Source organism: Kitasatospora sp. NPDC051853, from assembly GCF_044452665.1.
Taxonomy (GTDB): Bacteria; Actinomycetota; Actinomycetes; order Streptomycetales; family Streptomycetaceae; genus Kitasatospora.
The window spans coordinates 519090-531774 of sequence record NZ_JBITBY010000004.1 but is presented as its reverse complement, the minus strand read 5'-3'; the positions used below and the strand labels follow the sequence as shown (position 1 = coordinate 531774).

General features: G+C 71.4%; 8 protein-coding genes. 2 read left to right on the top strand and 6 right to left on the bottom strand.

Going from position 1 to position 12685, the window contains the following annotated elements; all coding sequences use genetic code 11:
* Positions 1 to 150 precede the first annotated feature (150 nt).
* Positions 151 to 3477, top strand: coding sequence for a carbohydrate binding domain-containing protein (locus ACIA8O_RS14690; protein WP_396294098.1), 3327 nt, complete (start codon positions 151 to 153; stop codon positions 3475 to 3477).
* Between the two features lie 102 nt (positions 3478 to 3579).
* Positions 3580 to 3909: a MoaF-related domain-containing protein gene (locus ACIA8O_RS14685; protein WP_396294096.1), complete on the top strand. Its 330-nt coding sequence runs from the start codon at positions 3580 to 3582 to the stop codon at positions 3907 to 3909.
* Between the two features lie 58 nt (positions 3910 to 3967).
* Here the strand turns inward: ACIA8O_RS14685 and ACIA8O_RS14680 are convergent, their stop codons facing one another.
* The 6 genes from ACIA8O_RS14680 to ACIA8O_RS14655 form a co-directional block, all read right to left on the bottom strand.
* Complete coding sequence (locus ACIA8O_RS14680; protein ID WP_396294095.1) at positions 3968 to 6289, bottom strand: arylsulfatase; 2322 nt, start codon at positions 6287 to 6289, stop codon at positions 3968 to 3970.
* Positions 6286 to 7899 (bottom strand): ABC transporter ATP-binding protein, encoded by a 1614-nt coding sequence (locus tag ACIA8O_RS14675; protein WP_396294094.1) that lies wholly within the window; start codon positions 7897 to 7899, stop codon positions 6286 to 6288. The genes ACIA8O_RS14680 and ACIA8O_RS14675 overlap by 4 nt, the downstream gene beginning before the upstream one ends.
* Positions 7896 to 8732 carry an ABC transporter permease gene (locus ACIA8O_RS14670; protein WP_396294092.1) on the bottom strand — a complete coding sequence of 279 codons (837 nt, stop codon included), beginning with the start codon at positions 8730 to 8732 and terminating at the stop codon, positions 7896 to 7898. Before ACIA8O_RS14670 ends, ACIA8O_RS14675 begins: the two co-directional genes overlap by 4 nt.
* A gap of 4 nt (positions 8733 to 8736) precedes the next feature.
* Positions 8737 to 9681, bottom strand: coding sequence for an ABC transporter permease (locus ACIA8O_RS14665; RefSeq protein WP_396294091.1), 945 nt, complete (start codon positions 9679 to 9681; stop codon positions 8737 to 8739).
* A 3-nt stretch (positions 9682 to 9684) separates the two neighbouring features.
* On the bottom strand, positions 9685 to 11247 hold the full coding sequence (locus ACIA8O_RS14660) for an ABC transporter substrate-binding protein (protein WP_396294090.1): 1563 nt from the start codon (positions 11245 to 11247) through the stop codon (positions 9685 to 9687).
* A gap of 114 nt (positions 11248 to 11361) precedes the next feature.
* Positions 11362 to 12324: a TauD/TfdA dioxygenase family protein gene (locus ACIA8O_RS14655; RefSeq protein WP_396294089.1), complete on the bottom strand. Its 963-nt coding sequence runs from the start codon at positions 12322 to 12324 to the stop codon at positions 11362 to 11364.
* Between the last annotated feature and the right edge of the window lie 361 nt (positions 12325 to 12685).

The following is a 12685-nucleotide window of genomic DNA, read 5'->3' as shown; positions in this document are numbered from 1 at the left end:
ACGAGTACCCTCCTGAAACATCTTGCAGAACCTTGCGCAAGACGGAGCGTCAACTCCGCGCGGTGGCGTGCGCCGCAGGGCCCCACCCCTGTGCCGTCGCCGGAGGGGGCGCTTCCTCCCCCACCCGTCAGGCATTCGAGGAGTCCCTCCGTGGACCGTGAAGTCGCACGCCACCGCCGGAGATCCCGCCGTCCGCTGGCCGCCGTACTGGCCGTCGTGGCAGGGCTGTTGGCCACCCTGCTGCCGGCGCTCACCGCCAACGCGGCCACCACCGCGACCGTGTACTACAAGCCCGCCACCACCTGGAGCAGCGTCTACCTGCACTGGGCCCCCACCGGCGGGAGTTGGACCACCCCGCCCGGCAGCGCCATGGAGGCGGCCTGCTCCGGGTGGTTCAGGAAGAGCGTCGACCTCGGCGCCGCCACCGGCCTCCAGGCCACCTTCACCAACGGCTCGGGCAGTTGGGACAGCCGGGGCGGCGCCAACTACCAACTCACCGGCGGCATCAGCGCCGTCTCGTCCGGCACCGTCACCACCACCGACCCGTGCGCGGCCGCCACCCCCACCACGGCGACCGTGTTCTACTCCACCACCAGCCGCAACTGGCCCGCCTACTACGTGCACTGGGCGCCCGCGGGCGGGAGTTGGACCACCGCACCCGGCACGGCGATGACCGCCGCCTGCACCGGCTGGGTGAAGCAGACCGTGGCCCTCGGGTACGCCGCCACCTGGCAGGCGACCTTCACCAACGGCTCCGGCACCTGGGACAACAACGGCGGCGCCAACTACCAGCTGGGGACGGGCTCGATCACCGTCAAGGACGGCGCCGTCGCCCACTCCGACCCCTGCGGCACCACCACCCCGGAGCCGACACCCACGCCGACGCCGACGCCCACGCCGAGCCCGAGCCCGACGCCCGCCACCGAGGCCACCGTCTGGTACTCGACCACCAGCGTCGGCTGGTCCACCGTCAACCTGCACTGGGCCCCCGCCGGCGGCACCTGGACCACCTCCCCCGGCACCGGCATGACGGCGGCCTGCACCGGCTGGGTCAAGCGCACCGTCGGCCTCGGCCCCGCCACCTCCTGGCAGGCGGTGTTCAACAACGGCAACGGCGTCTGGGACAACAACAACGGCGTCAACTACCAGCTCCGCGGCGGCAACAACACCGTCAAGGACCAGACCGTCACCACCGGCGCCGCCGACCCCTGCGCCGCCACCCCGCCCGACACCACCGCGCCCTCCGCCCCCACCGGCGTCAGCGCCTCCGCCACCAACACCGCCACCGTGCTCACCTGGAGCCCGGCCACCGACGACCGCGGGGTGACGGGGTACCAGGTCACCCGGACCGGCGGCACCAAGGGCAGCTCCGTGGTCGACACCACCTCCACGGTGTACTCGCAGAGCGGTCTGGAGCCCACCACCTCCTACTGCTGGACCGTCAGGGCCAAGGACGCGGCGGGCAACCTCTCCGCCGCCTCCGCCCCGCCCGCCTGCGCCACCACCGGCACCGCCGAGCCCGCCCCCGCCGCCGGTTCCCCGCTCGGCGGGGACCCGCGCAAGGACCCGATCTACTTCGTGCTCACCGCCCGCTTCAACGACGGCGACAGCTCCAACAACCGGGGCGGCAGCCAGGACGTGAAGTCGGGCAACGCGGCCAACGGCGACCCGATGTTCCGGGGCGACTTCAAGGGCCTGGTGCAGAAGCTGGACTACGTCAAGGCGCTCGGCTTCTCGGCGATCTGGATCACGCCGGTGGTGCTCAACCGCTCCGACTACGACTTCCACGGGTACCACGGCTACGACTTCTACAAGGTCGACCCGCGGCTGGAGTCGGCCGGCGCCTCCTACCAGGACCTGATCAACGCCGCGCACGCCAAGGGCATCAAGATCTACCAGGACGTGGTCTACAACCACAGCTCCCGCTGGGGCGCCAAGGGCCTGTTCACCCCGACCGTCTACGGCGTCCGGGACAGCCAGTGGAGCTGGTACTACGACGCGCCCAACTCCGGCTTCGAGTACGACGGTCTGACCGTCGACCCGGTCTCGGGGAAGTCGTACTACAACGGCGACCTCTGGTCGACGGCCGAGCCCAGCGGCAACACCTGTCTCAACTGGGGAAAGCCGACCGGCGCCAAGAGCCCCGAGGGCTACACCATCTACACCTGCCAGTGGCCGGGCGCCACCACCGGGATGTTCCCCAAGGCGCTCTACCACGCCTGCTGGATCGGGAACTGGGAGGGCGAGGACTCCCGCTCCTGCTGGCTGCACGAGGACCTGGCCGACTTCAACACCGAGAACCCGGTGGTGCAGCAGTACCTGATCGGGGCCTACGACAAGTACATCGGCATGGGCGTGGACGGCTTCCGGATCGACACCGCCGTGCACATCCCCCGGGTCACCTGGAACCGCCGCTTCCTGCCGGCCATCCAGGAGGGGGTCGCGCGGAAGTTCGGCCCGGAGAAGGCGAACGACTTCTTCGTCTTCGGCGAGGTCGGCGCCTTCGTGAACGACAAGTGGAACCGGGGGTCCGTCAACCACTCGGCGCAGTTCTTCACCTGGAAGGAGCGCCGGGAGTACACCTCGGACGACGTGCAGGCCGCGCTCGACCAGTTCGCCTACGAGAACACCATGGGCACCGGCAACCAGCCGACCTCCACGAACGCGGTGCTCAACGGCAACGAGTACCACGCGCCCGACCACTCGAAGTCCTCCGGCATGAACATCATCGACATGCGGATGCACATGAACTTCGGTGACGCGTCCAACGCCTTCAACAACGGCAAGGACAGCGACGACTCCACCAACGACGCCACCTACAACGTGGTCTACGTGGACAGCCACGACTTCGGCCCGAACAAGTCGAGCACCCGCTACGCCGGCGGCACCGACGCCTGGGCCGAGAACATGGCGCTGATGTGGACCTTCCGGGGCATCCCCACCCTCTACTACGGCTCGGAGATCGAGTTCCAGGCCGGGAAGCAGATCGACTGCGGCCCGACCTGCCCGCTGGCCGGCACCGGACGGGCGTACTACGGGGACAAGGTGGCCGGTGAGGTGACGGCGAGCCAGTTCTCGGTGGTCTCCTCCGCCTCCGGGCCGGTGGCCACCACCCTGCAGCAGCCGCTGGTCAAGCAGCTCCAGCGGCTGAACCAGATCCGCCGCGCGGTGCCCGCCCTCCAACTGGGCCAGTACTCCACCCAGGGGGTCTCCGGGGACATGGCCTTCAAGCGCCGGTACACCGCGAACGGCACGGACAGCTTCGCGCTGGTCGCGGTCACCAACGCCGCCACCTTCACCGGGATCCCGAACGGCACGTACAAGGACGCCGTCACCGGGGACGTGAAGAACGTCACCAACGGCACCCTCGCCGTGGCCGCCTCCGGCAAGGGCAACCTGCGGGTCTACGTGCTGGACCTGGGCGGGGCCAACGCCGCTCCGGGGAAGGTCGGCACGGACGGCCCGTACCTGAAGTAGTCGGCATTCCGGGCCGGTGGTCCGATAGGTTGGTGGCTACGGACGGCTCGCCGTCCGTAGCCACCCGTCAGCCGTAACCACCAGACGAGGACGCCTCCCGAGATGACCGCGCCCCTGCCCGCCTTCGCCGGACACACCTACCTGTTCCAGGTCGACAACGGCGCCGCCTTCCGCAACACGTACTCGGCGGACGGCACCCGGCTGCGCTGGGAGGGCCTCGGCGAGTCGGCCGGCCAGTGGGAGGACGTCGCCCTGCACGTGGCCGAGGTGGCCCCCTCGGTCTACTTCGTCAGCTGGACCGAGAAGGGCGGCATCACCGTCAGCCACGTGATGGACCTGGCGCGGCTGACGGTGCGTGCCTTCTGGACCTACGAGGGCGAGGGCGGCCGGGTCGGCGAGCTGCACACCGGCTCGCTCACCCCGGAGTCCTGAGCCCTGGGGTCCTGATCTCTGGATTCCTGAACCCCGGGGTCCTGACCCACCGACCGACTCACTCGAAGGCGGCGGCCGCCTCCTTGAGCGCGGTGGCCACCGTCTCCGGGTCGTAGGGCGCCGGAGCACCCGGCAGGTAGGTCACCGCGTGCAGCCGGCCGCTGTAGCGGAAGCCGCGGTGGCGCTCGTACACCGGCCAGGAGACCGGGGACTTGCGGTCGACGCCGACGCTGATGCCCTGGAACGGGGCCATCCCGATCAGCTGGTGGACCGGGCCCAGACGACCCGTCACCTCGCCGTCCACCAGCAGCTCGAACTCCCACTTGAGGTCGGCCACGGCGTGCGCCCGCAGACCGACCGTCCGGGCGCCCGGCGCCAGCGGGCCGCCGTCGGCTTCGAACAGCTCGCCGTACTGGTTGTAGGCCAGCCGGAGCGAGCCGTCCTCCACGTAGAGGCTGTAGCCGCCGCCCTGGTCGCCGTGCGAGACCAGGACGCCCTGGTCGCCCTCGCGGTGCTCGGCGAGCTCGGCCGCCACCTCGAAGGAGCGGAAGGCGATCAGCCGGGAGGAGCGGTAGCGCTCCAGCTCGGGGGTGCCGGCCAGCAGGGTGAGCGGCGCGCGCAGCGCGGCGTCCTCCGGATGGCGCAGGGCCAGGCCGCCGGAGCGGTCGGCCAGCGGGAAGACCCCGTTGCGCCAGGCGGCGTCCTCCCAGGCCTCGGCCAACTCCTTGACCACCTCCGGGTATTCGGCCGACACGTCGGTGGTCTCGGTCGGGTCGGTGCGCAGGTCGTACAGCGCCCACTCGCCGTCGTCGTACGGGCTGCCCGGGCGGTGCAGGGTGACCAGCTTCCAGCCGTCGCGGTAGTAGCTGCGGTTCCCGGTCATCTCGCAGTACTGCTCGGTGTGGGTGGAGTCCGCCTCCGGGGTGCGCAGCACGGAGGCGAAGGAGACGCCGTCCAACTCCTGCACGGTCTGCCGGTGACGCTCCACCGGCCGCTCCACGCCCGCGAGTTCGAGGATGGTCGGCAGCACGTCGGTGACGTACTGGTACTGCTGCCGGACGCCGCCGTCGCCCTCGGCCCGGGGCAGCCCGGCCGGCCAGGAGAGCACGAAGGGCACCCGGACGCCGCCGGCGTGGGTCTGGCCCTTGTAGAGGCGGAAGGGGGTGTTGGAGGCCATGCCCCAGCCGCGCGGGTAGTGCACCAGGCTCCGCGGGCCGCCGATCAGCTCCACCTCCCGCTCCACGTCCGGGTTCCAGTCGGCCGGCAGGGCCGGGTGGTGGACGAAGCGGCTGAAGTAGCTGCGGGTGCCCTCGGCGCCGCCCTCGCCGGTGCCGCCGTTGTCGGAGGTGAACAGGATGATGGTGTTGTCCAGCTCGCCGAGCGCGGCCAGGGTATCGGTGAGCCGGCCCAGGTTCTGGTCGACGTTGTCGACCATGGCCGCGTAGACCTCCATGTAGCGGGCGTACAACTTCCGTTCCGGCTCGGTCAGTTCGTCCCACGGACGGACGTCGTACCCGGCCTCGCCGTTGCGCTCCGGCAGCCGGGTTCCGTCCGGGAAGTGCCCGGCGGCCAGCTGCCGGGCGAAGCGTTCGGCGCGCAGCTCGTCCCACCCCTGGTCGTAGCGGCCGCGGTGGCGGGCCAGGTCCTCGGGCTTGGCCTGGAGCGGGCCGTGCACGGCGTTGTGGGCCAGGTAGAGGAAGAAGGGCTTCTCGGCGTCGTGGGCGCGCAGCGACTTGACCATCGAGATGGCCTGGTCGGTGATGTCGTCGGTGTAGTAGTAGCCCTCGGGGAACTCGTCGATGTCCAGGGGGCTGTTGTCGCGCACCAGTTGGTGCGGGTGGAACAGGCTGGTCAGGCCCTCCAGTACGCCGTAGTACTGGTCGAATCCCTTCTGCAGCGGCCAGTTGGACCGGTCGTTCGCCGCGTTGGAGGCGGAGTCCCGGGTGAGGTGCCACTTGCCGACGGCGTAGGTGGCGTAGCCGCTGTCGTGCAGCAGCTCGGCCAGGGTGGGGATGTCCCCGGCCACCTCCATGCCGTAGCCGGGGAAGCCCGGGTCGGCATTGGCCACGAAGGAGTAGCCGACCCGGTGCGGATTGAGGCCGGTGAGCAGCGCGGCGCGGGCCGGAGAGCAGAGCGGCATGGTGTGGTAGTTGGCCAGCTTGACGCCGTTCCCGGCCAGCCGGTCCAGCGTCGGGGTGGGCACCTCGGCGCCGAACGGGCCGATGTCGCTGTACCCGAGGTCGTCGACCAGGACGACCACGACGTTCGGCGCCCCGGTGCGGGCCCTGCGGCGGGGCGGCCAGGCGGCGGTGGACTCGCCGAAGGTGCGGCCGACGGTGCCGGGGAAGCCGGCGTACGGGTCACGGCGGGTGGTGGTCATGCGGCACTCCGGTCATGGTGGGTCAGGTGCGGTACGGCGGCGAGCAGTTCGGCGGTGTACGGGTCCTGCGGGTCGGTGACGACCCGGTCGGCGGGGCCGGTCTCGACGATCCGGCCCCGGTGCATCACGGCGATCCGGTGGCTCACCTGCCGCACCACGGCGAGGTCGTGGGCGATGAAGAGGACGGCCAGGCCCAGTTCGCGCTGGAGGCCGGAGAGCAGCTCCAGCACCTGGGCCTGGACCGAGACGTCCAGGGCGGAGACCGGTTCGTCGCAGATCAGCACCGAGGGGTTGGGGGCCAACGCCCGGGCGATGCCGATCCGTTGGCGCTGGCCGCCGGAGAAGGCACGCGGGTGCCGCTCGGCGGCGGAGGGGTCCAGCCCGACCTGGGCGAGCAGCTCGCCCACCCGCTCGGCCCGTTCGGCGGCGGTGCCGAGGCGGTGCGCGATCAGCGGCTCGGCCAGGATCTGACCGACCGTCATCCGGGGGTTGAGCGAGGAGTACGGGTCCTGGAAGACCAGTTGGACCTCGCGGCGGGCGGCCCTGGAGCGGGTCAGCTCCTCACCGCGGTAGGTGATGGTGCCGGTGCTGGGCGCGTGGGCCTGCACCAGGGCCCGGGCCAGGGTGGACTTGCCGGAGCCGGACTCGCCGACCAGGCCGAGGGTCTCGCCGGGGTGCAGCTCCAGGCTGACCCCGGCCAGGGCGGTGGCCCGGCGGCGGCGCGGCCCGTAGGTCTTGGTGACCTCCCGGACGGTGAGCAGCGGCTCGGGGCCGGGGGTGGAGTTGGCGGCGGCGGTGGAGGGGGCGTCGAGACGCGGGACGGCTGCCAACAGCTGCTGGGTGTAGGGCTGTCGGGGCTGGTTCAGGACCTCCTCGGTGGAGCCGTGCTCGACCACCGTGCCCCGGTGCATCACCAGGACCCGGCGGCAGGTCTGGGCGATCACGCCGAGGTCGTGGCTGATCAGGACCAGGACGGTGCCGCGCTCGCGGTTGATCCGCTCCAACAGGAGGAGGATCTGCCGCTGCACGGTGGGGTCGAGGGCGGTGGTCGGCTCGTCGGCCACCAGCACCTCGGGGTCACCGGCCAGCGCGAGGGCGATCATGATGCGCTGGCGCTGGCCGCCGGAGAACTGGTGCGGGAAGTCGCGCAGCCGGCCGGCCGCGTCCGGGATGCCGACCAGGTCGAGCAACTCGGCCGCACGGGAGGCCCGTTGGTCCTTCGCGGTGTACCGGCCGTGCGCCCGCAGGGCCTCGTCCAGCTGGCGGCCCACAGTGAGCACGGGGTTGAGCGAGGACATCGGATCCTGGAAGATCATCGCGATCCGGCGGCCGCGCAGCCCGCGCAGCTCCGGCTCGTCCAGCTGTGCCAGGTCCTGCCCGCCCAGTTCGATCGAGCCGCCGGAGACCCGCCCGCCGGCGGGCAGCATCCGCAGCAGCGCCAGCGCGGTGGTGGACTTCCCGGAGCCGGACTCGCCGACGATGCCGAGCGTCTCCCCGGCCCCGAGCTCGAAGGAGACCCCGGAGACGGCCTCCGCCCCGTCGAACTCGACCCGCAGGTCGGTGACGTGGAGCACGGTGGCGACCGTGGTCTCCGGCAGTACCGCCGTCATCGTCGGATCCCTTCGTTCAGTGCCTCCGCGATCAGCGTGAAGCCGAGCACCAGGGCGGTGACCACGACCAACGGCGCGGCGGCGAAGGTCGGGTGGCTGGACAGGTAGGCCATCGACTGGCTGAGGATGCCGCCGAGCGAGGGCTCCGGGGGCCGCAGGCCCACCCCGAGGAAGCTCATCGCGCCCTCGATGAAGACCGCCAGCGAGAAGGCGATGGCCGCCTGCACGATCAGCGGGTCGGTGGCGTTGGGCAGGACGTGGCGCAGCAGAACCCGGGCCTTCGAGGCGCCGCCGAGCCGGGCCGCCAGGGCGTACTCGCGCTCGCGCTGGACCAGGATGCCGGCCCGCAACTGCCGTCCGAAGCCCGGGATCTCGGCCAGCGCGATGACGATCACCACCGGCCAGCGGCCGGGGCCGAGGACGGCCGTGACGGCCAGCGCCAGGATCAGGCCGGGGAAGGCGAGCAGCAGGTCGAAGACCCGCTGGACGGCGACGTCGACGCCGCGCGAGGTGGCGGCCAGCAGGGCCAGCGAGCAGCCGAGCACGGCGCCGGCCGGGACGGCGATCAGACTGATCAGCAGATCGGCCCGGATGCCGTGCAGCACCCGGCTGAACAGGTCCCGGCCGAGGTCGTCGGTCCCGAAGGGATGGGCCCCGCTCGGCCCGGCCAGGGCCAGGCCGCTCTGGGCCAGCGGGTCGGCGTCGGTGAGCAGCGGGGCCAGCAGCCCGGCCAGCACGACCAGCCCGACCAGGGCGAGGCCGGTGGCGCCCCGGAGGGTGTGCAGGCCCGCCGGGAGGAAGCTGCGGCGGGGCGCGAAGGAGAGGGTGGTCATCGGGTCACTCCCACCTGATCCGGGGGTCCAGCCACGTGTACACCAGGTCGGTGAGCAGCTGGACCGCGACGTAGACGGCGACGAGCAGCAGGAGCAGGTCCTGCACCACGGGGTAGTCGCGGCGCAGCACCCCCTGCTCGGCGAGCTGGCCGAGGCCGGGCCAGGCGAAGATGGCCTCCACCAGGACGGCGCCGCCGAGGAGTTGGCCGACCTGGAGGCCGAGCACGGTGACGGCGGGCGGCAGGGCGTTGGGCAGCGCGTGCCGCCAGACGATCCGGCGCCGGGAGACGCCGAGCGCGGTGGCGGTGCGGACGTAGTCCTCGGCCAGGGCCCGCTCCAGGCCGTCCTTGAGGTAGCGGGCCAGCACGGCGGCGCTGGGCAGGGCGAGGCAGAGGGCGGGCAGCAGCAGGTACTGCAGGCCGATGTCGGGCTGGTCGAGGATCGACTCGTGGCCGCCGGCCGGGAGCAGGCGGAGCGTCACCGCGAAGACCAGCACCAGCAGCACGCCGGTGACGAAGGGCGGCACGGCCAGCACCGTGGTGGTGAAGGCCCGGACCGCGGCGGCCACCGGGCCGCGGCGCGCGGTGGCGCCGAGCACTCCGAGCGGCAGGCCGATCAGGGCGACCAACAGCAGTGCGCCGAGGGTGAGTTCGACGGTGGCGCCGAGGCCGTCGCCGATCAGGGTGGCGACCTCGCCGCCGATCGCGTAGCTGGGGCCGAGGTGGCCGGTGACCAGGTCGCCGAGCCAGCTCAGGTACTGGGAGAGGAAGGGCTGGTCCAGCCCGAGGCGGGCGCGGATGGCCGCGACCGCCTCGGGGCCGGCGTCCGGCCCGGCCAGGCTGGTGGCCGGGTCGCCGGGGATCAGCCGGAGGATGGAGAAGATCAGGAAGGAGGCGGCCGCCAGCACCAGCAGCCCGGAGGGCAGCCGCCTCAGCAGGAAGGTACGCATCCGTCAGGCCGTCAGGTAGGCGTCGTCGAGGTTGAGGTAGGTGAACTTGTTGAGCGTGGCGCCGCGCACCTTGGGTCCGGCCACCTCGATCTGGCCGCCGATGGCCAGGTCGATGACGAACTCCTCGTCCAGCAGGACGTCGGTGATCTGCTGGTAGAGCGCCTTGGCCTCGGGGCTGTCGGCGTCGGGGCGCTTCCAGGCGCGCTGCACGATGTCGGTGTAGGCGGGCGAGGAGAAGTGCGAGCTGTTCTTGGCCTCGTTGAACGGGTAGGCGCTGACCGCCAGGGTGGCGGGGTGGAGCTGGGCGAAGCCGTGGCCGAGGGTCCAGAGCGCGGGCATGGTCTGGGAGATCAGCTGCTTCTGCATGGTCGGTGAGTCGGTCGGCTGGAGCACGGTCTCGATGCCGACCTGCTTGAGGTCGTGCTGGATGATCTGGGCGAAGGCGGTGCCGTCCGGGGTGTTGGAGTGCGCGAACGGCAGGGTGATGCCGGAGACCCCGGCCTCCGCGAGCAGCGCCTTGGCCTTCGCCGGGTCGTGGCGGTACTTGGTGGCGTTCGCGTCGCTGTAGGCGGGCGAGGACTTGGGCCACGGGGCCGCGGAGGGCAGTCCGTAGCCGCCGAGGGCCTGCTGGACCAGCCGCTCGCGGTCCACCGCCCAGGAGATGGCCTGGCGGACCCGCTTGTCCTTCACGTGGTCGGCGGTGACGTTGACGCCGACGTAGTAGGCGCCGGAGCCGGTGTCGTAGGGCTTGAGCTGGAACTGGCCGGAGGCCTTGAGGGCGGCCAGGTCCTTGCCGGGCACGTGGTAGGAGAGGTGGCTCTGACCGGTCTTCAGGGAGGCCACCAGCGAGTCGGCCTGCGGGATGACCCGGATTTCCACGCCGTCCAGGTAGGGGCGGCCCGGGTTCCAGTACTTCTCGTTGCGGGTGAAGGTGATCGAGGAGCCGGGGGTTCGCTTGCCGAAGACGAACGGGCCGGTGCCGACCAGCGCCTTGCCCGCGACGGCGTCCTCGACGGTGGCCGAGTCCGTGATGATCATGAACTCGAAGAGGTCGAAGAGGTTGGAGACCGGGTGGGCCAGGGTGAGCGTGAGCTCGTGGTCGCCGTTCTTGGTGAACTCGGTGACGGTGGCCGCCGTGCTCCTCAACTGGGCCGAGCGGACCGGGTTCTGGAGGTTCTTGACGGCGAAGATGACGTCGTCGGCGGTGAACTTGCGGCCGTTGTGGAAGGTGACGTCGTCGCGGAGCTTGAAGGTGATGCCCTTGCCGTCGGCGGCCAGCTGCCAGGAGGTGGCCAGCTCGGGCTGCGGCTTGAGCTGGTCGTCGTAGCGGGTCAGGGTGTTGAAGACCAGGCGCTGCACCAGGGTGTTGGCGCTCTGGGCGAAGAGCAGGCTCGGGGTGAAGTCGATGGTGGTGGCGATGGCGAGGGTGCCGCCGCGGCGCGGACCCCCCGACGGGGAGGCGGCGGTGCTCGCGCTCTCGGCCGCCGAGCGGCAGGCCGCCAGCGAGAGCAGGCCGGCCGCGGCGACGGAGCCGCGCAGGAGGGAGCGGCGGGAGAGCGTGGTCATCGTTCCATGTCCTTCATTGGGGATGGCTTTGTGGGGGGGTTGTTTTTTCGGTGCCGAAAGTAACGACGGCGGCCAGGAGCCGCCGCCGTCACGGCGTCAGGACCCTTGTGGGGTTCAGGACTTGAGCGCGGCCGCTTCGAGCTGCTCGGCGGGGACCAGACCGGCCACGGCCGGCGGGTCGGCGGGCTCCAGCAGGCGGCTCGGCACGCCGTCCGGGCCGACCGGCAGGTCGCCGTCCAGGGTGATCCGGCGGACCAGGCGCGGCTCGTCGCCGTAGTCGTTGACGGCGTAGTGCTGGGTGGCGCGGTTGTCCCAGATCACCACGTCGCCGACCGACCAGTCCCAGCGGACGGTGTTCTCCAGGCGCTCGACGTAGCGCTGGAAGAGGGTGATCAACGCACGGCTGTCGGCACCCGAGACACCGACGATCTTCTGCGCGAAGGCGCCGAGCAGCAGGGCCTTCTCCCCCGTCACCGGGTGGACCCGCACCAGCGGGTGCTCGGTCTTGAAGGCGGTGGAGACGAAGACCGAGCGGAACAGCTCGGCCACCTCCTTGTTGTCCGCCAGCTCCGAGGTGAGCGCCAGCGAGGCCGCGTAGTCGTAGTCGTTGGTGTGGACGGCCCGCAGGCTCTCGGCCAGCGCCTTCAGCGGGGCGGGCAGGTCCTCGTACGCGGCCACCGTGTTGGCCCAGACGGTGGAGCCGCCGGCCGGGGGCAGCTCCAGCGAGCGCAGGATGGAGGCCTTCGGGTAGGAGGGCACGAAGGTGACGTCGGTGTGCCAGTTGTTGGCGCGCACGCCCTTGGTGGCGTCCAGCTCGAAGATGTACCGGCCGTCCGCGCTAGGGACGGTGGGGTGGCCGACCGGCTGGCCCAACAGGCGGGCGAAGGCCTCGTGTTCGGCGTCGTCCAGGTGCTGCTGGCCGCGGAAGAAGAGCACCTTGTGCTCGTACAGCGCGGCCTCGATCGCGGCCACGGTCTCGGCGGGCAGGTCGCCGCCGAGCCGCACGTCGTGGACGATCGCGCCGATCCGGCCGGCGGCCGGGGTGAGGTTCAGCTGGGTGGTGACGGCAGTGGTCATGACGGTCCCTCGGTTCTGGAGGAGGCTGAAGGAAGTGCGGGGCACGTCGGACGGCAGACGGCGCGGACCGACGGCGGAAGAGGTGGAGAGAGGACGCGACGGGGCGTCAGCCGGAACAGCGGCAGCAGCGACAGGAACAGGAGGCGGACAGGGCACGGCAGATGCGGACGGTCATCGCTCCTCCTTCGGTCGGTCGCTCGGACTACGGTTCGGTTTCTGGGCATCAGAATGGTGACCGCGAGCCGGTCTGTCAAACACCATCTCGCCTGGTGGGAGCGGGTGTTGCGGCTTCGTTGCGCCGTGTTGCGGCGGATGGCGGAGACCGGCGGGGCTTGTCCTTCCCTCTGTTGCGGCATTAACT

Coding starts and splice junctions, on each gene's coding strand:
- ACIA8O_RS14665 (WP_396294091.1), bottom strand. CDS start 9,681: ATGCGTACCTTCCTGCTGAGGCGGCTGCCCTCCGGGCTGCTGGTGCTG.
- ACIA8O_RS14670 (WP_396294092.1), bottom strand. CDS start 8,732: ATGACCACCCTCTCCTTCGCGCCCCGCCGCAGCTTCCTCCCGGCGGGC.
- ACIA8O_RS14685 (WP_396294096.1), top strand. CDS start 3,580: ATGACCGCGCCCCTGCCCGCCTTCGCCGGACACACCTACCTGTTCCAG.
- ACIA8O_RS14675 (WP_396294094.1), bottom strand. CDS start 7,899: ATGACGGCGGTACTGCCGGAGACCACGGTCGCCACCGTGCTCCACGTC.
- ACIA8O_RS14680 (WP_396294095.1), bottom strand. CDS start 6,289: ATGACCACCACCCGCCGTGACCCGTACGCCGGCTTCCCCGGCACCGTC.
- ACIA8O_RS14655 (WP_396294089.1), bottom strand. CDS start 12,324: ATGACCACTGCCGTCACCACCCAGCTGAACCTCACCCCGGCCGCCGGC.
- ACIA8O_RS14660 (WP_396294090.1), bottom strand. CDS start 11,247: ATGACCACGCTCTCCCGCCGCTCCCTCCTGCGCGGCTCCGTCGCCGCG.